At 68.8% G+C, this 18,346-nt stretch carries 19 protein-coding genes and 3 pseudogenes; 9 read left to right on the top strand and 13 right to left on the bottom strand.

All coding sequences use genetic code 11. The features are described 5' to 3' along the window. Positions 1–197: 197 nt before the first annotated feature. The gene (locus tag AB0442_RS29685) at positions 198–479 is read right to left on the bottom strand and encodes a hypothetical protein (RefSeq protein ID WP_366166699.1); all 282 of its coding nucleotides are present in this window, start codon (positions 477–479) and stop codon (positions 198–200) included. A 224-nt stretch (positions 480–703) separates the two neighbouring features. Here AB0442_RS29685 and AB0442_RS29680 point away from each other — a divergent pair, with 224 nt between their 5' ends. Then, positions 704–1,165 (top strand): SUKH-4 family immunity protein, encoded by a 462-nt coding sequence (locus tag AB0442_RS29680; protein ID WP_366166698.1) that lies wholly within the window; start codon positions 704–706, stop codon positions 1,163–1,165. A gap of 14 nt (positions 1,166–1,179) precedes the next feature. Here the strand turns inward: AB0442_RS29680 and AB0442_RS29675 are convergent. Both AB0442_RS29675 and AB0442_RS29670 read right to left on the bottom strand, forming a co-directional pair. Further along, positions 1,180–1,311: pseudogene (locus tag AB0442_RS29675) on the bottom strand (IS630 family transposase); the annotation flags it as partial. A gap of 220 nt (positions 1,312–1,531) precedes the next feature. Beyond that, positions 1,532–1,654, bottom strand: a complete 123-nt coding sequence (locus AB0442_RS29670; protein WP_366166697.1) for a hypothetical protein — start codon at positions 1,652–1,654, stop codon at positions 1,532–1,534. A 95-nt stretch (positions 1,655–1,749) separates the two neighbouring features. Here AB0442_RS29670 and AB0442_RS29665 point away from each other — a divergent pair, with 95 nt between their 5' ends. The 5 genes from AB0442_RS29665 to AB0442_RS29645 all read left to right on the top strand — a co-directional run bounded on the left by AB0442_RS29665 (position 1,750) and on the right by AB0442_RS29645 (position 7,414). Beyond that, entirely contained in the window at positions 1,750–2,541 is a 792-nt protein-coding gene (locus AB0442_RS29665; protein WP_366166695.1) for an ISL3 family transposase, read from the top strand. A gap of 515 nt (positions 2,542–3,056) precedes the next feature. Next, entirely contained in the window at positions 3,057–4,529 is a 1,473-nt protein-coding gene (ltrA, locus tag AB0442_RS29660) for a group II intron reverse transcriptase/maturase (RefSeq protein ID WP_366166693.1), read from the top strand. 340 nt (positions 4,530–4,869) lie between these two features. After that, positions 4,870–5,517, top strand: a complete 648-nt coding sequence (locus tag AB0442_RS29655) for a transposase (RefSeq protein WP_366166692.1) — start codon at positions 4,870–4,872, stop codon at positions 5,515–5,517. A gap of 56 nt (positions 5,518–5,573) precedes the next feature. Next, positions 5,574–6,011, top strand: a complete 438-nt coding sequence (locus AB0442_RS29650; protein ID WP_366166703.1) for a DUF4259 domain-containing protein — start codon at positions 5,574–5,576, stop codon at positions 6,009–6,011. A 452-nt stretch (positions 6,012–6,463) separates the two neighbouring features. After that, positions 6,464–7,414 carry a phosphotransferase gene (locus tag AB0442_RS29645; RefSeq protein WP_366166691.1) on the top strand — a complete coding sequence of 317 codons (951 nt, stop codon included), beginning with the start codon at positions 6,464–6,466 and terminating at the stop codon, positions 7,412–7,414. On the opposite strand, the gene AB0442_RS29640 is transcribed toward AB0442_RS29645, so the two are convergent. Beyond that, a complete protein-coding gene (locus AB0442_RS29640) occupies positions 7,372–8,040 on the bottom strand; it encodes a nucleotidyltransferase domain-containing protein (protein ID WP_366166689.1) in 669 nt (222 codons plus the stop codon). The genes AB0442_RS29645 and AB0442_RS29640 overlap by 43 nt on opposite strands. Beyond that, positions 8,037–9,527 carry a pyridoxal-dependent decarboxylase gene (locus tag AB0442_RS29635; protein ID WP_366166687.1) on the bottom strand — a complete coding sequence of 497 codons (1,491 nt, stop codon included), beginning with the start codon at positions 9,525–9,527 and terminating at the stop codon, positions 8,037–8,039. Before AB0442_RS29635 ends, AB0442_RS29640 begins: the two co-directional genes overlap by 4 nt. 555 nt (positions 9,528–10,082) lie before the next feature. Between AB0442_RS29635 and AB0442_RS29630 the strand changes: the two genes are divergently transcribed. Next, complete coding sequence (locus AB0442_RS29630; RefSeq protein ID WP_366166685.1) at positions 10,083–11,036, top strand: hypothetical protein; 954 nt, start codon at positions 10,083–10,085, stop codon at positions 11,034–11,036. Then, positions 11,033–11,548, top strand: a complete 516-nt coding sequence (locus tag AB0442_RS29625; protein WP_366166684.1) for a GNAT family N-acetyltransferase — start codon at positions 11,033–11,035, stop codon at positions 11,546–11,548. The genes AB0442_RS29630 and AB0442_RS29625 overlap by 4 nt, the downstream gene beginning before the upstream one ends. A 422-nt stretch (positions 11,549–11,970) precedes the next feature. Here the strand turns inward: AB0442_RS29625 and AB0442_RS29620 are convergent, their stop codons facing one another. The 4 genes from AB0442_RS29620 to AB0442_RS29605 form a co-directional block, all read right to left on the bottom strand. Continuing rightward, a complete protein-coding gene (locus tag AB0442_RS29620) occupies positions 11,971–12,123 on the bottom strand; it encodes a hypothetical protein (RefSeq protein WP_366166682.1) in 153 nt (50 codons plus the stop codon). Between the two features lie 426 nt (positions 12,124–12,549). Next, entirely contained in the window at positions 12,550–13,317 is a 768-nt protein-coding gene (locus AB0442_RS29615) for a hypothetical protein (RefSeq protein ID WP_366166680.1), read from the bottom strand. 5 nt (positions 13,318–13,322) lie between these two features. Then, entirely contained in the window at positions 13,323–13,952 is a 630-nt protein-coding gene (locus AB0442_RS29610; protein ID WP_366166679.1) for a sigma-70 family RNA polymerase sigma factor, read from the bottom strand. Positions 13,953–14,406: 454 nt separating this feature from the next. Beyond that, positions 14,407–14,799 (bottom strand): hypothetical protein, encoded by a 393-nt coding sequence (locus AB0442_RS29605; RefSeq protein WP_366166677.1) that lies wholly within the window; start codon positions 14,797–14,799, stop codon positions 14,407–14,409. A gap of 735 nt (positions 14,800–15,534) precedes the next feature. On the opposite strand from AB0442_RS29605, the gene AB0442_RS29600 reads away from it, so the two are divergent. After that, complete coding sequence (locus tag AB0442_RS29600) at positions 15,535–15,816, top strand: hypothetical protein (RefSeq protein ID WP_366166675.1); 282 nt, start codon at positions 15,535–15,537, stop codon at positions 15,814–15,816. 19 nt (positions 15,817–15,835) lie between these two features. Here the strand turns inward: AB0442_RS29600 and AB0442_RS29595 are convergent, their stop codons facing one another. The 4 genes and pseudogenes from AB0442_RS29595 to AB0442_RS29580 all read right to left on the bottom strand — a co-directional run. Beyond that, a complete protein-coding gene (locus AB0442_RS29595; RefSeq protein WP_366166673.1) occupies positions 15,836–16,219 on the bottom strand; it encodes a hypothetical protein in 384 nt (127 codons plus the stop codon). A gap of 100 nt (positions 16,220–16,319) precedes the next feature. Continuing rightward, a pseudogene (locus tag AB0442_RS29590) lies at positions 16,320–16,424 on the bottom strand (IS5/IS1182 family transposase); the annotation flags it as partial. 88 nt (positions 16,425–16,512) lie between these two features. Further along, positions 16,513–18,078 (bottom strand): hypothetical protein, encoded by a 1,566-nt coding sequence (locus tag AB0442_RS29585; protein ID WP_366166705.1) that lies wholly within the window; start codon positions 18,076–18,078, stop codon positions 16,513–16,515. 51 nt (positions 18,079–18,129) lie between these two features. After that, positions 18,130–18,315 (bottom strand): annotated as a pseudogene (locus AB0442_RS29580) (ATP-binding protein); the annotation flags it as partial. Between the last annotated feature and the right edge of the window lie 31 nt (positions 18,316–18,346).

Raw genomic sequence — 18,346 nt, 5'->3', positions numbered from 1 at the left:
CTTGAGAAGCTGAATCATCACAGGTCGAGGCACCCTCCTACGCCTATCTCATGCTCCGTCACTAAGCCTGGTCACCACGGTGAATTGGTGAGGCTCGAACCAATGGCGGACTCGCCCGTACCTCTGGACCACCCCCCGACCGATCACCGCAACGCCACCGGCGGTGCCCGGTGACCTCCTCGTTCACCATCCGCGTGCTACTGGTCGGTGTGGTCCTCCTGCTGTCCGCCCTCCTCGGAATCTGCGGCGGAGTTCTCCACCGCGGCGACGGCGCCACGATCGCCGGGGCCATCTTCCAAGGCGGCAAGGTCTTCGCAGGCTCCGTAACGGTATGCACCGCCGTTCTCGTCGGCCTCGGCCTGCTCTTGTAGCCGCATTCCCGGCATCGCGATGTGCTCCATCTCCGGCGTGCTGCCGGTGCGCAGCTGCTGCGCACCGGCAGCAGTCAGAGAAGCGGTGCGGCCGGTCAGCCTGGTCACTGCCCGGCGGGACCGCCGGGCTGGCCCTGGTCCGGGCGCGGTCGAGTTCCAGGAGAACGTTCAGTGCGGCGGCCGCGCCCGCGGCGGCGGGCATGACGGCAGTGGCCGCGTCGTACGTCGTCTGCAGGCCGCCGCTCTGCCAGGCCTCCGCGGCCCGCTATTGCTGTGACCGCATAGGTTCACCGGCTTGGTGGAGCGTCGGCGGGGCGGGCTATGGTCTCGGCATGAACGACGCTGAGGTCGCCTCTCTCCTGGGCGGATGTGTTCGCTTCCCCTACCCAGGGACGTGGCAGAGATCTCCGTTTGCGGAACGCATGATCGGCAATGGGCGGTATGCCATGGTCGCGGTCGACCCACGGGTGAGTGCGCTCGCCCTACGGCGTGACGACGGCTCGTTGTGGTGCCTGCCAGACGACGGGGCCCCTCAACTCGTGAACTCCAGCATCGAGGCGTTCATCGCCTTCAACCGCGCGTATGAGGAGGCCGCTGTCGAGGCCGCTGCCTACGAGGGCCCCGGCGACGGTCTGGACGAGGATGAAGCCGTGGACCTGGCCGAGCAGGCGGCCGACGCGCTCACTGAAGCGTTGCTAGAACGATTCGAGATGCTCGATGCCGAGGTCATCGCCGACGAGAACTCCTTCTGGCACATCGCTGCTGAAGAACTGGGCTACGGCATGAGCGTGTGACCGCGAGCATTGGGTCATGCTGCGATTTCGAGGCGGCGTCCGCCCCAGCGGATGCCTTTCTCATAGCGGATTCGAGCGCGTTCCTTGCGCTGGGCGGCCAGGACGTCGGGGTGGCGGGCGTTCGCGTTGCGCCATCGCAGGTAGGCGCCGGGTGCGCAGGCCGGTGCGCAAGCGGCCCTGGCACCCTGCGCAGCCGGGGCGACAGGCCCGAGGACCCGCTCGCGGACGCGGGACGGCCCAGCCGCCAAGAGGAGGGAGCGGCCGGGCCGATGGGCGGGCGACAGACCCGCACCGTTGACCGTAAGCCACAGCCGGACTCGCACCGCCAGCCACGAACTTTGTCGGAAGCTGCCGTGCAGCTGCGGGTCAGTAGGTGAAGTGCACGGAGTGTCCGGTGACGCCGGGGTTGTTCTTGGCGTTCGGTGGCGATGTTCCCGGCGGGTACGTACTGACGTGCACGACGTAGTCGATGCCCTTGGTCAGCGGCATGTCGATGAGGTCTCGGCGACGGGTGAAAACTGGTTCTGGATCACTTTCCGTGCCAGAGCCACAGAGCGTCACCGAAACCGCGATCATGAACGGTCGTGGCTGACGATCTCCTCCAAGACCTCTGGCTCCACCAGACCGCCGATGTCGCGGTCAACACCCTGACCATCCACGCAGACCACGTGACCGTCCACGCCGCCACGACCGGCGCCGAGGCGGGCTGCCCGTCGTGCGGAACCGTTTCGACCCGGGTGCACAGCAGCTACCTGCGACGATTGGACGACAGCGCGGCGGGCGGGCGTCGGGTGGTGGTCGAGTTACGGGTCCGCCGGTTCCGCTGCCGTGAACGGGCCTGCCCCCGGGCCACGTTCGTCGAGCAGGCGGCAGGGTTGACCTTCCGTCACGGGCGGCGGAGCCAGGGCCTGCAGGCCGCGCTGCAGCAGCTCGCTTTGGCCCTGGCCGGCCGGGCCGGCTCCCGCCTGGCCGAGAGCTTCGCGGTCCCGGTGAGCCGTTCCACGCTCCTGCGGCTGATACGCGCCCTGCCCGATCCGGCACCCGTGGTGCCGCGCGTGCTGGGCATCGACGAGTTCGCCCTGCGCAAGGGGCACGTCTACGCCACGATCCTGGTCGACATCGAGAGCCGCCGCCCGGTCGATCTGCTGCCCGACCGCACGGTCGCCACCGTCCGGTCCTGGCTGGCCGACCACCCGGGAGTGAAGGTCGTCTGCCGCGACCGGTCGGCTTCCTATGCCGAAGCCGTCCGGCTCGGCGCCCCGGACGCGATCCACGTCGCCGACCGGTTCCACCTGTGGCAGGTGCGCCGTGAGGCGCTGATTGATCGAGTGGAGGTGAGAGGCCTTCGCCGCTGTCCTGTCGCAGCAGGGCGGTGAAGCTGGGGGCAGCCTGACCCGGGAGGTGCCGGGGAGGGCGGCAAGCAGCCCCGACAAAGCCGGGACGTGTCAGCACTGCCAGATGGTGCGGGTCCGGCGAGCGAGACGGAGAGGTATACGAGAGGAACCGGTGTTTGAAGCCTCCTAAGGTGACATCAGCTCGAACCTGGCGGATCTGGGCTGGTTGCGGTGCGTGCTCGCCGTTTTGGAGTCGGCGGGCAACTTCCGGGTCGTGCATGCCAGATGATCCGGGAGGCCACGGTGAATGTCTGCGGCGTAGCCGTGGCGATGCCGCGGGGGTATAGCTGGGTGCCTACTCCGACGATCGATCATCAGTGAACACGGGAACCTCTCCGGTCCCGCCCCGGTGTCCGCGCGGCCAGCGCGGACGGTCGGGCTGGGTCCACCGTCGGCCGACCGGGCCGGGGAGGGGCGGAGCCGCCGTAGTACTCCGAGCCGGGGAAAGCCCGGTGCATGGGGAAGGGCGGCAGCGAGATCGCAAGGGAGGGACTGCAATGTCCGAAGACACCGGGGTGGATGTCCCGGTCGCGTGGCCCTCGGTGCTGGTTGCCGAGGCACGGGTACGGAAGATGCAGACCAAGCTGCACCGTTGGGCGAAAGCCGACCATGGCTTCCGGTTCGACGATGTGTTCAACTTCGTCTGCGACCCGGCCGTCTTGGTGATGGCCTTCGACCGGGTCGCGGGCAACACCGGAGCCCGGACGGCTGGCGTGGACGGCGTTCGCGCCGCCGACGTCCTGGCGTCCGGGGTGACAGCACACCTGAATCGCATCCGCGCCGAGCTTCGGGCCGGGGCCTTTCGGCCTCTGCCGGTGCGCGAGCGGATGATTCCCAAGACCGGCGGCAAACTGCGCCGGCTCGGGATCCCGACCGTCACGGACCGGGTGGTGCAGGCCGCGCTGAAGCTGGTCCTGGAGCCCGTCTTCGAGGCGGACTTCCGTCCGTACTCCTACGGGTTCCGGCCCAACCGGCGTGCGCACGACGCGATCGCCGAGATCCACCTGTTCGGCTCCCAGGGATACCGCTGGGTGCTGGACGCGGACATCGAGGCGTGCTTCGACCGCATCGACCACGCGGCCCTGATGGACCGCGTCCGGAGGCGGGTGAAGGACAAGCGCGTGCTGACACTGGTGAAAGCGTTCCTCAAAGCCGGGATCACGACCGAGCTCGGCGAGCGGAACGAGACCACCTCCGGAACACCGCAAGGCGGGATCCTCTCGCCCCTGCTGGCCAACATCGCCCTGTCCGTGCTCGACGACTTCGCCGCCGAGCAGTGGACCAGCGCGATGGGAAGTCGCAGGGATCGCGAGCGGCGACGCAAGCGGGGCCTGCCGACCGGGCGACTGGTCCGCTACGCGGACGACTTCGTCGTCATGGTCCACGGCACCCGCGAGCACGTCGAGGAGCTTCGCGAGCAGGTGAGCCAGGTCCTGGCCCCGATGGGCCTGGTCCTGTCACCGGCGAAGACCCGGATCGTCCACCTCGTGGACGGGTTCGACTTCCTCGGCTTTCGCATCGTCTGGATGCGCAAGCGGGGAACGGACAAGTGGCACGTCTACACGTTCATCGCCGACAAGCCGGTCGCGTCGCTGAAACGGAAGATCAAGTCGCTGACCCAGAAGTTGTCGCATCTCGATTACAAGATCGCGCTGATCCGGATCAACCAGATCCTGCGCGGCTGGGCCAACTACTTCAAGCACGCGGTCGCCAAGCACACCCTGCAGACCCTGCACACCTTCGTCTGGTGGCGCATCGTCCGCTGGGTCATGCACCGGCACCGCATGACGTGGACGGCCATCCGTCGATGGCTCCGCGGCCCGCAAGGGAAGTGGAAGCCGATCTCGATGGACGGGATCCAGTTGTTCGACCTCGGCAGAGTACCGATCACTCGGTATCGCTACCGGGGCAGCGATGGGATCCCGAGCCCTTGGCCGGAGGCCCTGGAAAGCCCGCTTCCAACGGCATGACCTCGTGGAGAGCCCGGTGCGGTGAGAGCCGCACGCCGGGTTCGGAGGGCGGGTCGGGGAAACCCACCAGGAGCAATCCCGGCAGGGCGCCCCGACCCGACCCAACAACCTCAGCGAAGCGGCCGAGCGGGCCGTCGCCCGCCACCGACAGTGCCTCCGCGCGGTAACTCCAGCTCCAAATCCGGCCGTTACCACCGAACCCGTACTCCAGGAGGAGAACGCGGACCAGCCGTGGCCGACGGGCTTCCGGTTCGCCGACCGCACCCGGGCCCGGCACGCCGCGGTGCACGCCCTGCTGACTGCGGGGCACAGCCGGCGCGCCGTCCAACGGCAGCTCGGTATGACCTACCGCACGGTCAAGGCTCTGGCCGACGCCGTGACCCCGGAGGATCTCTTCCAAGGCCAGTGGCAGAGCCGGCCGTCTGTCCTTGACGACTACAAGCCCTACCTCGACGACCGCTGGAGCGAGGGCTGCACCAACGCCTGGAAGCTCTGGGAGGAGATCGTCCCGCTCGGCTACAAGGGCAGCTACCAGCGCGTCCGGGCCTACCTCCGGCTCAAACGCACCTCGCCGCAGCCCGTGACCGCCCAGCCTCCGTCGCCCCGCACCGTCGCCGGCTGGATTCTCCGCCGGCCCACGGCACTGTCCGAGGCCGAGCAGATCCAGCTCAAGACCGTCCTGGCCCACTGCCCCGAGCTCGACGCCCTGACCCGACACGTCCGCTCCTTCGCCGTCATGCTCACCGAGCGCCAGGGCGAGCGTCTCCCCGATTGGCTCGACGCGGTCCGCCAGGACGACCTTCCCAGCCTCCACACCCTCGCGGCCGGCATCGACCGTGACCGGGACGCCGTCATCGCAGGACTCACCCTCCCCTGGAACTCCGGCGTCGTCGAAGGCCACGTCAACCGGATCAAGATGCTCAAGCGCCAGATGTTCGGCCGCGCGGGTTTCGCGCTCCTGCGGAAGCGGGTTCTGCTGGCCTCATGACGGCCTTGTCGGTGGCCGCTGCGATGATCCCCGCACAGTGGCGCGAGGAGATCATCATGGGAACCTGGGACATCGGCCCGTTCGAGAACGACATGGCTGCAGACTTCGCCGACGCTCTGGACGAAGCCGCCAAGGACGAGCGCGAAGCCCTGGTCCGGACGACGCTGATCCGCACCGTCCAGACACGGGACTACCTTGAAAGTCCTGAGGGAGCCGAGGCCGTGGCCGCCGCCGCTCTCATCGCCGCACAGTGCCCGGGCGGTGAACCGATCAGCACAAGTTACGGCCCCGACGAAGCCCTTCCGATCTTCGCCATCGATCTTCGGTCGCTCGCTGTCGAGGCGCTCGACCGCGTCGTCGCCGAGGAGTCCGAGCTCGCCGACCTCTGGGACGAGACAGCGGACGGCCCGAAGTGGCGGCAGACCATCAGCCGCATCCGTGCCGTCCTCGCACCCGAGCCTGAGCCTCAGGAAGATCCGCTCTTCGATCTCTAACCAAGTAACCCAGCGTTACCGCTCACGGAAGTTGAGCCAGAACCACAACTCGTGATCAAAGCCATGGGCCTGGCGTCCGTCGAGGAAGCGGCGCGGGGCCGCCGGTCCTTCACCACCGGCGGCCCTGGCGACCCACAATCCCTGCTCACCTCGGCGCTACGCGCCGACCACATGCGTCGCGACCCGGCCCCGTAGGCCGGTAGCACGGGGCGGCCGACGTGTACGGCCGGCCGCCCCGGCGGCGCTGCCGTGACCACCCGGCCCGTGAGGGGGGTGTACGTGCCGGGCGGTATGGAGCAGGTGCGCCGCGCACCCTGGTCGGGACGCTCGCTCGGGTTCAACGACGGAGGGCGTCCGAGGGTACGGGGCGGTCTTGTGCCGACCATATTCGCGGCGATCACGGCGGTGTGCGCGGTACGGTCGGCCCACCCCGTCGATGACCGGAGGCCGCCATGGTGTCCACTCCGCCCGCTAACCGCCCTGGTTGGGATGACCTGCCGCTCGCCGTCCGTACGGCTGTTGAGGAGCGTTGCCGGGCCATGGTCTCGGCGGTGGCCTACCCGTCGGGCGGGTTCACTCCGGGCATCGCCGCGCGACTGCAGCTCACTGACGGCAGTCGGGTGTTCATCAAGGGCGTGCCGGCCGAGGACCGTACGGCGGGGATGTACCGGGCCGAGGCAGCTGTGGGGGTACATCTGCCAGCGCGGATCGCTCCGGTTCTGCTGTGGGTAGTGGAGGTCGTGGGCTGGCTGGTCCTGGGGTTCGAGGACGTCGCCGGCGGCAACCCGGATCTCGCGCCTGGATCGTCGGAGCTCGGCTTGGTGCTGGACACGGTGGCCGAGCTCGGCTTGGAGCTGACCCCGTGTCCGGCCGGGCAGGCCGGGCCGTTCTCCGCGCTCGCCGACACCCTGGCCGGGCACTGGGAGGGGCTGCACAGGGATGGCCCCGGCGGCTGGGACCACGAGCACGCCGCCGAGCTGGCGTCGCTGGACGATCCGGCCGTGCTGGTGCGGGCGACCGAGGGCGACACCCTGCTGCACTGCGACCTGCGCGCGGACAACATGCTGCTCAGCGCCGGCCGGGCACTGGTCATCGACTGGTCGTGGTTCACCCGCGGCGCGGCCTGGGTCGACGCCGCGTTCTTCCTGCCGCAGCTGATGCTGGCCGGCCACACCGCCGCCGGCGCCGAGCAGCTGCTCGTCGAGCGGGTACCGGCCTGGCGGGCGGCGCCCGAGGACGGGGTGCTGGCGTTCGCGGTCGCCATCACCGGGTACTGGGCGTGGCAGCAGCGCACCGGCCCCGGTGGCGCACTGGGCGCCTACCGGGGCCGGGCCGCTGCTGTGGGGCGGGAGTGGATCGCTCACCGCACGGGCTGGAACTCCCCCGCCGCGGTGGCCTTGTAGGAGTCGCGGGCGGTCAGGTCGGCGAACCCGCGGGCCAGGACCGAGTGCAGGTGCGCGGGGTGGAGGTAGCCGAGGTAGTCCTTGCCGGTGCGCCCGTCCGGCGCGCGCAGCAGGACTTCGGCGGCCTGGCGGACCGTCACCTTCTTTGCGCCGTGGAGGCTGTGGGCGAGGCGGGCGGCGGCGCGCTCCGCCAGGGCGGTGTGCCTGCGGTATGCGGCCGCGTTTCCGGCGAGGAACACGTTCGGGGTGGTGAGCACGTTGAAGACCAGTCGTATCCGGAACGACGTGGTGGTCAGGAACGCCGTCTCGCGGACGGTCGTCGGCGCGCCTTCGTCGGCGGTGAATCCGCCGCCGGCGGCGGCCTGCTTGGCCAGGCTGAGCGTGGCGTACAGCTTCGTCTCGAAGGGGACCTCCTCGTCCAGGTCGAGGCCGTGCCGGGCGTGCAGCTGCTTCACTGCGTCGATGAGGCCGGCCAGGCGCTGATCGGTGATCGGTCCGGCGCCGGTGTAGAGCAGGTCGAGATCCGACCTGGTGCGGTGGGTGCCGGTGGCGTGGGAGCCGTAGGCGAGCACGTAGCCGCCGGGGAAGGCGGCGAGGCGGGCGGCGTCCTCGAAGGCCGCGCTCACCGCTGGGCCTGCCGGGCGAGGGCGGTGACGTAGTCGAGGACCTCGGCCATGTGCGCCTCGGTGATGCGCGGGTTGATGGAGACGAACCGCAGCGGGGCGAGCAGGGCTCCGCGCCGCACGCGGCCCAGGTCGTCGGGGATCGTGAAGTGGTGCAGGTGCCAGAGGCCCTCGTCGAGGATCCGGGCGTGGACGGCCCGGTTGAGGTGGTTGATCCGCTCCACGTCCGGGGCCGCCGGATCGTGGCCGTCCGGCAGGACGAGGAACGCCACCGCGCACATGTCCGGCTCGTTCAACCGCAACAGGGCGGGCCGGGCATCGACCAGGTCGGCGAAGGCCCGGGCCCGCTCCAACCGCTCGTCCATCACCCGCACAAGGCCCTGCCGGCCGAGCGCGCGCAGCGCGGCCCAGGCCCGCAGCGACGTCCACTCCTTGGTGCCGATAAACGGGGTGACCTGCCCGAACGCGAAGTCTTCCTGCATGATCAGGTCCGAGTAGGAGGAGATCAGGCGCAGCGCGGCAGGGTCGCGGAGCAGCAGGGCGGAGGCGCCGTAGGGGACGTTGAGGACCTTGTGCGGGTCGACGGTGACGGAGTCGAACAACTCGATGCCGTCGAGGAGGTGGGCGAGCCGGGGGGTGAGTGCGCACATCAGGCCCCAGCAGGCGTCGACGTGCAGCCACACGTTCGGGTCGTGTTCGCGGACGGTGTCGGCGACGGCGCGCAGCCGGTCGACGGTCTGGGTACGGGAGTCGCCGGCGTAGGCAACCACGGCCATCGTGCGGCCGCGGCCGGCCTTCACCGCCTTGGCGAGCGCGGCCAGGTCGTAGCGGAAGTCGTGGGTGTCGACCTCGGTGATGTGCGCGCCGCAGCCGATCCAGGTCGCTGCGGACTTCACGCTGTAGTGGCCGATGCCCTTGGGGACGATCAGGGCGAACCGGTCGGGGTCGCTGACGCCGCGGGCGAGGGTGCCGGGGGCGGCGTGCTCGCGGGCGAGCATCATCGCGGCCGCGTTCGAGCCGGTGCCGCCGTAGGTGGTGATCCCGCCCGCGTCCCACACGGAGGCGACCTGGTCGGCGGGCGGGTTGGTGTAGCCGATCAGGTCGCGGAGCCAGCGCAGCACGGCGATCTCGGTGAACGTGCCGGACGGCGAGCAGAACGACTGGTTGATGAGGTTCTGCTGGGCGAGGACGGCGAACAGGCCGGCCGCGAGGGAGGCGGTGTCGGCGCCGGTGTCGCCGAAGCCCATGAACCGGGGCGAGTTCATGTTCACGCAGTACGGCAGCACCGTGTCGGTGAGATCCGCCCAGACCTGCTCGGGGCTGGACGGCGCGTCGGGCAGGTCGGTGAGCAGCAGGTCCCGCAGCTGCGTCGCGGTAGCGCGGGCGCTGTAGACGGCTTCGCGGGCCTTGTGGTCGAGACCGGTGGCGAGGACGTCCTGGAGGAGCTTGGCGGTCTGCTCCAGGGTGTCGGGGTCGAGGCTGTGGTGCATGGTTCCTCCCGGCTATGAGGTGCGCGAGTGGTACCGGATTCCTTTTCGGACCCGGGGTTCGGGTCCGTAGAGGAGCGGGTCCCGCCGCGTCGGCGCGGTGCTCGGTGCGGCTTGCCCTGTGACCAGTGAACGGTCCGCCAGGTCGTCAGAGACAGGAAGAAGTGGAGGTCTTCTGCTCGCACCGACCCGGAAACTTTGGCCCTGCCTTTACCCGGCGGCTTCGCCGAACGTGGTCGCGGCGCTACGTTGAAGGGCGTGGACGGGAACACGGCCTTACGGGCTGGGATGCGTGAACTCGGACTGACTGCCCCGGGATTGGCTGCGGCCGTCAACAAGGCGATCACGGTCATCACCGGCCGATGCGGGACCGTGTCGGAGCGCACCGTCGGCAACTGGACCTCGGGTCGGACGAAGTGCCCCAACACGGTGCAGCTGGCCGCGCTGGAGGCAGTATTCGGATGCCCGGCCGACGAGCTCGGCTTCACCCTCCGCGGTGCCAGGCGCCGCGGGCAGCCCATGGAGCCGCCTGTGAAGCGCCGTGCTTTCATCGCCTCGGTGACCGCCGTCGCTGTGCCTGCTGCGGCCTCCCGATCCCGGGTCGGCATGTCCGACGTCCAGCGGCTGCGCGCCCGCCTCGATGCGCTGATGGCGCTGGACGACCAGCTCGGCGGCCATGCCGCGCTCGAGACCGCCGCGCTCGCCGGCGCCCGCATGGCCAGGCAGCTGCAGCAGCTTCCCGCCACCGACCGTGTCCGGCGCGCACTGTTCTCCGTCGCCGCCGACTACACCGCCACCGCCGCCTGGTCGTGTATCGATGCCCGCGAAGGCACGCGCGCCCAGCAGCACCTCGACCGGGCCCTCGCTCTCGCCGGCCTCGCCCAGGACAGCACCGCGCAACTGCGCCTGTGGAACTCCCACGCCATGCTCGCCTACCAGCGCACCGACTACACCACCGCCGTCGCCGCCGGCCACGCCGCCCACGCCTGCGCCGTCACCCGCACCGACCCGCTGACCGCCTCCCTCGCCCACGCCCGCACCGCGATCGGCCACGCTGCCGCCGGCAGCCGGCAGGCCGCCCTGCGCTCCCTCGGCCACGCAGGCGAAGCCCTTACCCGCGCCCACACGCAGCCCAGGCCGTCCTGGCTCGCGTTCTACGGCCCCGCCGAGCTCGCCGCGATCACCGCCATCACCCACCAGCACCTCGGCCAGCACGACATCGCCGAATGGGCGGCCCACCGGGCGCTCGCCGGCATCCCCGAGCAGTTCCGCCGCAACCGCGCCTCCGCGACCGTCCGCCTCGCCCTCGCCCAACTCCACCAGGGCGACACCGAGCAGGCCTGCGCCACCGCCACCGGCGCCTACACCCTCGTGGGCACCGACCCGATCCCCGCCCGGCTGCGCACCCTTCTCGGCGACTTCCACCGCAGCCTGCTCACCCTCGCGCCCCGCTCCGCTCAGACCCGCCAGTGGACCGACCGCGTCATCTCCGAGAGGACACGCCCTCAGTGATAGAGCTCCGCGACTACCAGCACGGCCACCTCCCCGAGGGGTTCCGGCAACTCCTCCTGGATGTCCACGCCGACGCCTACGCCGGCCAGGCCGACGACCCGTTCACCCAGCGCTTCGCCTGGTTTGTCGACCACTGGACCAACCTGCCCGGGTTCACCTGCACCGTCGGCTACGACCAGGACGAGGCCGTCGGCTACGCCTACGGCGCCCCGGCCCCCGACGGCCGCGAATCATGGCGGCCCCACCTGCAGCCCGCCCCGGCCCGCACCCGCACCTACGCCGTGTCCGAACTCATGGTCCGCCCCCACTGGCGCGGCCAAGGCGTCGCCCGCCAACTCCACGACCACCTGCTGCGCGAGCGCCCCGAAGACCTCGCCGTCCTCCTCGTCGACACCGACCACCCGAAGGTCCAGGCCCTGTACGAATCCTGGGGTTACCGCAAGATCGGCAACCGCCGCCCCTTCGAAGACGCCCCGCTGTACGCGGTGATGCTCCGCGAACTCCACCCTTGACCGAATCACCACGCGGGTCCTGGCCGGACGGACGACTGGCTCCGGCAGCTCGGCCTGGACGCTGGCCTGGCCGGCATGGAAGCCCTGGTCAAGCACTACCGGACTTCGACGGCCGGGCCGGCGGCGTAGAGCGGACGGCAGACAGACGGCGAGACATCAGACGCCAGAGAATTGGTGACCGTCATCGGTGCGGCAATGGTTCAACCAGAAGGCCAACCCGAATTGACCAACCGCGTTGGCCAAACCGTTGTCCGGATCCGGGGAGTACTGACGTAGAGTGGAACCAGCGTCAGAACCCAGACGCGAGTAGCCCCACTCCCAGGATCGCGAGTCCTAAAGAGCGGGGCCACTCACTACAGCGATGCGCTGTGCAGCACTCGAGCGGTCCGTCTTGCCACGGGCCGCTCTGCTGTTGTTCGGGGTCAGTTACCGAAGAGACCGAGGTCCTTCGCCACCTGCCATCCGAACTGGAGCAGCGGGAGGATCACGATGATCTTCGCTGCCCACTTTTCCGCACCGCCGCCGTGATCGCCTTCGGGATCTTCGTTCTTCCCGTCGGCCGGCGGCACTGCCATCTGATCACCTTCATTCTCGGACGGATGACCCTGACTCCCCGCCTCCCCCGTGGGAGCAGGGGGCGGAGCTCGGACCATCCGGGACGAGAACGCTGCGACCAGACACCGAAGAGTCTATGCGCTTGCCCGAACACATGACGAAAAGTCACCGACCTTGCGAAGCAGGTAAGTTTGGCTCCTCTGGATGCCAAGAGAAAGCCGCAGGTCAGGCGGGTAAGCCAGAACAGGCTGCCTGAGGAAGAGGATCTTTACGGTCTACTGTCCAACGCGCCTGGCACCTTCCGGGACGCATTCCAGCGGGACCACTCGGGCCTTACCTGTTTCAGTGCACTGCCCCTTCTGCCGGCATCTGCGGCGCCGGGTCGGCTGGCGGCGGTGCCGGTGTGCTCCCCGGGCTGCCGGTCGGGCGGCCCGGGGAGCGTCCGGTCAGCTGGAGCAGAGGTCGTGGAGCTGGTCGGCGATCACGCCGGTCGGGAAGCTGACCAGGCCGTCGGGGAGCCGCTCGGTGGGCCTCGCGTCGATGGCCTCGCGCAGCGCGTGGTCGGGACGGCGCAGCTTGGTGGGGGTGGTGCGGACGTACTGGAGGAACAGCTCGGTGTGGAGGAAGTAGTTGGGGATGGGCGGTGCGCAGGGGGCGGGGGCGCCGCGGGTTCCGGTCTCCTGGCGGGTGGCCTGGAGGAACCAGTGTTCGGCTTCGCGGAGTTCGCCGCGGTGGGCGTGGTGGAGGTAGAGGCAGAAGGTGGCGGTGGGGTTCTCGGCGCCGGCGGCGAAGCCCCACCACCAGCGGGCCTCCTCGGGTTCTCCGGAGAGGTGGAGGAGGCAGGCGAAGACGAGGGCGCCGCGGGCGTCGATCCATTTGCGGGGCGGGACGAGGTCGGCCAGCCAGTCGCTGGCCTCGGCCTCGTTGATGACCATGGTGGCGAGGGTGTGCAGGTCCCGGGCGGCGTGGTCGTGGAAGGACAGGCCGTGCTTGTCGGTGGCCGTGGCGGAGGCGGCCGGCCCGCGCCGGGCCGCGTCCGGGAGGGGCAGCGGGATGTCGGCCTTGCAGGCGCAGCGGGGGGCCGGTGTCTTCGGGGTGCGGCGGGCGGCGAGTTTGTCGGCGATGCGGCGGCGGGCGGCGACGATGTCGTAGGCGGGGTGGGTGCCGGTCAGCATGCCGGTGCCCTCCGGGAGGTCGTCCAAGGGGTCGGGCACGGGTATCACTCCTGGGTCTCGTTCTGGGTGGGGCCGGGCCGCAGGAGGCGCCGGGGTGCGAGGTGGAGCTCGACGCGGGCGCGGGCCTGGGTGGTGAGGGATCGGACGGTGGCCTCCTCGATGCCCATGAGCTCGGCGGTCTCGGTGACGGTGAGGCCGTTGAGGTAGCGCAGGACCATGACGTCGTGCTTGCTGCCGGAGAGTTTGCGGATCGCGGTGGCCAGGGTGAGGCCGTTGGCGAGTTCGCCGAAGTCAGCGACGCTGGCGTGGAGGTCGTCGAGGAACTCGCCGCCGTCGCGGCGCATCTCCTGTACGTGGGCCCAGCCGAAGGCGGCTTTCTCGACCAAGACGCGGTGCTCGTCGCGGCGCTCGCACTCGGCCTCCACGACGTGGCGCAGCATGGCCCAGGCGTAGGCGGCGGGGCTGGGCTGCTGGATGATCCAGTCCCAGCGGTCGGCGAGGGCGGCGAAGACGTCGTCGACGAGGTCGGTGGCCAGGTCGGTGTCGTCGAGGTGGGCGTGGGCGTACTCGAAGTAGGCGCGGCCGTGGAGTTCGAGGAATCCGTCGAAGGCTATGGTCAAGGTGGGGGTGGGAACCTGGGGTCCGGCGGCGTCGGCGGGCAGGGCGTCGCTCATTCAGGCCTCCGGGCCGTCGTCCGGCACCGCATCGCGCGGCCGGCCGGGAAAGCCGGCGCTGGGGTGCACAGTGGCGGGCCGGAACGTGCCGCGCGGGCGGCAGAGCCCGGGCACGGGGGACTCTGGAGCGCATCTGATCGTCATTGAAGACCTCAACAGGGGTGTGGTGCGGGCCCGGTTGCGGCCGTGGGGGCGACGCGGGACCGGGTGACTGAGCCCAGCCTTTCGCTCGAACACCCGCTTCGCTCACGCTTCGAAAGTAAAGAATTACGGAATGTGATCTTCCTGTCTGGCCGGCAGCGGTGCGGCATCCACTGCTCGGCATCCGGCCGGCGACGAACAGCCACCGGCTGGTGGGCAGGTAGGCTGCTGCAGCCCTGAGAAAGCACCGAAACCGCCACCCTGAGGGTGGCGGCTTCCGGCGTTGCAGAGGTGACGCTATCGGCAACCCTTCTCAGCCGCGCTGGATGCGCCGCAAGTCGTGGAGCGTGAGCTCCTGGGTCAGGGACTTGTTGGCCCGATCCCCGGCCCAGTCAAGGATCGGCTTGTCCACGTTCCCCCAGCCCGGTTGGGCGGTGGTGTTGTGCCCATCGGTGTCGAGGAGCTGCTGGATGTACGAGGCAAGCTGGGTGGGACCGCCGCCGCCGTAACCGATGCCGTAGCCGGAACCGCTGCGCTCCGGGAGCAGCGACAGGAGGCCAGCCTGGGTGCGGATCCAGAAGAGATCACCACGGTCGACGATCAGGCTGGCGAAGGACTCGCCTTCACGCAGGGCGTAGGGCGCGTAGGTGGTGCGCTTCCAGTTCTCGATGTTGCCGGTGACGGTCCGGTAGTGGTGCGCCACCATCGGCAGGCCGTACTCGGGGTCGTAGAAGGTCTGGTAGCAGACGCAGCCCGACCCGCCGATGGCGGACGGGCTCTCGGAGTCGTCATAGACGCAGGGTGGAACAGCTTGGGGATCGTCTCGTTGCCGACGAGGAGGGTGTGGAGGGGGTTGGGCTCGCACGGCTCCAGGCGGCTCAGCCACTCGCGGGTGTAGCGGGAGTCCCGCTCGATGGACACCGTGCCGTTCAGGCCGGCGCCGGCGACGCCGATGCCGGGCTCGGTGTAGAGGACGAAGTGCTGCCAGCCCCTGTCGTAGGTCAGCTGCAGTTCGGGCTGCTGGTCGCTCAAAACGCTCCCCGGTCCACCTGTCGTTTCGGCCCGGCATGCTCCGGGCCGAAGCGACACTGCCCCCCTGCGGATGCCCGCAATCCCCGGGCTGTGACGCGAGGGAAGGAATCCGGCCAGCTCGTCGCCCTGGCGGGTATAGAGGGGGCGGGCGGTAGATGAGTCCCATCCCAACGTACGCAGGCGGCGTTCGGCCGGGTAGATCGCCATGAAAACGGCGGCCTTGGCACCGGGGCACACATGCCGACCCACCTGTGCATCACCGCCCGACAGGCCGGTCCCGGCATACTCGCCCTCGACTGCGCCGGCCTCATGGTGTGCGCTTCCACCGACCGAGTGGAGCTGCGCCGCTCCTGCGAACGGTCGGCGGGGCGACGCGAGTCCGAACAGCGGCGGGCTCTACGATGGCACCGTGCCGAAGAACGAACAGGCGATCGAATTTCCGTCCGAGCTCCTCGCGAAGGAGGCGGCGCTGCGCGCAGCCCGCGCCGCCCACTGGGGCTACCTGCGCACCCTGCCCAGCGGACTGGACGTCGAGTTGACGGATGAGCAGCGGGCCGAGACGGCCCGGCTGCGGGAGGGTGAGCGGCAGGCCGCGGACGCCCTGGGCACCGACGACTACTGGGCCACGCTGGCGGGCCCGGCCCGGATCCAGCACCGCGCCGTGCTCACCCACACCGTGCTGCCCGAGTAACCCCTGGCCGCCGGCCTGATCAGCGTCGGCAGGACAGGGCAGCCTGCTGCGTGAGGCTGGTCAGGCTGGCGCCGTCGGTGGAGACCGCCACGAGCGGGAACTCGGCGTCGAGGCTGCCGGCCGGGTCGGTGGCGGTCAGGGCGATGCGGCCGTCGGCGACGGCCGCGGTCAGCGCCTCGCGGTGGTCGTCGGCATCCAGGACCACGGCGAGTTCGGTGTAGACGGGCTCCAACCAGGCCACTTCCAGCCGCGCCACCGTGTCGGCGGCGGCCATCACACGCCAGCGGGTCACCGTGTCCGCGCCGTCGGCCGGGTTGTCGGCGGCCATGACGCGCATGAGGTCTTCGACGTCCGGCCGGGCGGTCAGGTTCAGGACCAGGAGCACCGACTGCCCGGGCTGCACGACGGCTTTCCGCACTGGTACGGCCTCGGTGAGGATCGTACGGATCTCGTCCCGGACGAACAGTTCATCGCTGACCGTCTCGCGCTACCGGTTGGTGAGGGCGAAGCCGAGGTCGCCCGGGGTGGCGGTGGCGCCGCTTGGGAGCGGGCGACGGCAGCGGAGCCACCCGCTCCCATAGACAATCCGGAACAAGATCAGCACATACGCTCGAACACCCTGTCGACCAAGATCTTCGAGCGCAAGACCCGCGGCTGACTCATTCTGAAACGATCAGATAGTCAGCTGGCGGTCGTTTAGATGGCATAGAAGCCCGCCCTGTTCGCTCCGGAGTGGAACGGGTGCAACGTAGCTTGCCCCCTAAGGTCTCCAGGGGGGTCAAGGTTATCAATAACGATGACCTGGACACGAGGGTCTTCGAGTAGCGATTGATAAAAGTTAGCCACCACGTCGGATTCAATCGCGGCGGCCGCCCCAAACACGAGTGGGGAGTCCAGTACGATGAAGCCGGGATGCAGGTGGCTTCGGATCGCCGCATAGCGGGCAAGCGCTACTGTGAAAGCTGCATGGGTGATCGAACGCATCCCACGCCCGAGCATATTCCTAGGCAAGTTCCCTACCGACATGTCAGCAGTCTTCTGATTGTAGGATACGTGGCCATGCCCGAGAATGCCCCATCGCATCAAAATCTCATCCACGGCAGCTTCAAAACTAGCAATATCAGCTGCCGGGATTCCGTTCGATCGGGACTTCTTTGCGCTCTCAAGGCGCCGGATCTGAACATGCAAGGCCAGGTCGTCCTGAATTCGAGTTCGGGATGCAAGCAATTCATTGATGCCATCATTTAGCGGCGCAAGCCGCCTGTTGATACGGCCTACTTCATCCCTGATTCGCTCAGCTCCTACCACTAGTTCCGCGCACTCACGCTCCAAGAATTGCAGCTGCTCAGCAAGGTCTTCTATTGTGAGGCTCAGATCATCGCGAAGTCCGGCCGTCTTGCGGATTTCCTCCCCAGCGGCAACTTGAACCTTCTGCACGCCACCTACCTGGCGCTCGGCACTCTGATGACTGGGCGCCGCCCCGCAGAATACACACGGTCCATTTTCCGAGAAGTAGTTCAGGAGACTTCCCGCTTCAGCAACCATCTGAAGGCGTCCAAGATCGGACTCATACTGCCGATTGAGGAGGTTGAAACGGGCAAGAAGAACCTCAAGCTCACCTGCACGCTCGCGTTTCCCAACAATTTGCGAGGATACGATTCGCTCGCGCTCAACGAGCGTGAAGCGCCGCGCAACCAGCTCCTCATTGGCTGCTGCCTCAGCGGCCAGAGACTCCTCCACCTGGGCTAGCTGATCCTTAAGGACGGATTCGCTGACAGGGATGGTCAGCCTGCTTTGGGCATCGGCGATGAGATCGTCGAGGAGATCGGCCCTCCCAGTCCCAATCTTCTTCTCTACATCGCTGGGACCAAGAAAAGGCTCTGGCTCGTCTTCCCCAGTCAGGAGAAGCTTGAAAACAGACTTCTCTGCCGCCCCGTTCGCCGCCTGTCCAGAGGCTAGAACCGGAGAACGCGGGTCAGACATCTTCACCTCACCCACCAGACACAAACGCGCCAGATCCCTAAAGCTGAGGGTGCGCAACTGCCCGCGCCTGGCATTTTTCAGAAGGCTCCGACCATCCGCCCCAAGAATCTTCAGTAGATAGCGGGACAGATTGTTGTCCGCATCTGGACTGTGCCCGGCGTGCAGTCGCCTATTCGGGACAGGCGCGGGAAAGTCCCGCACATCCGCCTCAAATACATCGACCCTATTGCTTTCCATTCCTCGGGCGAGGGTCAGAACATCGCCAGCAGTAGTGCGCAACCCCAGAAGTATGTGAGTGTACCCGTTCGATTCGGGGATCGATCTGAGGCGAGGCCCGCCAAGCATGTAGTCGATGGCTTCAACGATATACGATTTACCAGTTGCCGACGCCCCGTAAATGATCGTTAGACGGGGTCCGAATTCCACGCTCGCTGGCGGCTTACCCGGGCCTACCGAGGTGAGATGCACCAGGGTTAGGGCGCTCACTGCTTTCCTTCCTATGACTACCGACTTCATCCGGGCCGCAGTGTGCGGCCCGGACAGGGCC

The sequence above is a fragment of the Kitasatospora sp. NPDC085895 genome (genome assembly GCF_040702125.1).
GTDB lineage: Bacteria > Actinomycetota > Actinomycetes > Streptomycetales > Streptomycetaceae > Kitasatospora > Kitasatospora arboriphila.
This window is presented reverse-complemented; position numbering and strand designations above follow the sequence as displayed.

Excerpts from the sequence above, each read along its gene's own strand:
- AB0442_RS29680 (WP_366166698.1), top strand. The coding sequence starts at position 704 with ATGAACGACGCTGAGGTCGCCTCTCTCCTGGGCGGATGTGTTCGCTTC.
- AB0442_RS29670 (WP_366166697.1), bottom strand. The coding sequence starts at position 1,654 with ATGCCGCTGACCAAGGGCATCGACTACGTCGTGCACGTCAGTACGTAC.
- AB0442_RS29620 (WP_366166682.1), bottom strand. The coding sequence starts at position 12,123 with ATGGCAGTGCCGCCGGCCGACGGGAAGAACGAAGATCCCGAAGGCGAT.
- ltrA (WP_366166693.1), top strand. The coding sequence starts at position 3,057 with ATGTCCGAAGACACCGGGGTGGATGTCCCGGTCGCGTGGCCCTCGGTG.
- AB0442_RS29650 (WP_366166703.1), top strand. The coding sequence starts at position 5,574 with ATGGGAACCTGGGACATCGGCCCGTTCGAGAACGACATGGCTGCAGAC.
- AB0442_RS29635 (WP_366166687.1), bottom strand. The coding sequence starts at position 9,527 with ATGCACCACAGCCTCGACCCCGACACCCTGGAGCAGACCGCCAAGCTC.
- AB0442_RS29610 (WP_366166679.1), bottom strand. The coding sequence starts at position 13,952 with ATGAGCGACGCCCTGCCCGCCGACGCCGCCGGACCCCAGGTTCCCACC.
- AB0442_RS29655 (WP_366166692.1), top strand. The coding sequence starts at position 4,870 with ATGACCTACCGCACGGTCAAGGCTCTGGCCGACGCCGTGACCCCGGAG.
- AB0442_RS29605 (WP_366166677.1), bottom strand. The coding sequence starts at position 14,799 with ATGGTGGCGCACCACTACCGGACCGTCACCGGCAACATCGAGAACTGG.
- AB0442_RS29645 (WP_366166691.1), top strand. The coding sequence starts at position 6,464 with ATGGTGTCCACTCCGCCCGCTAACCGCCCTGGTTGGGATGACCTGCCG.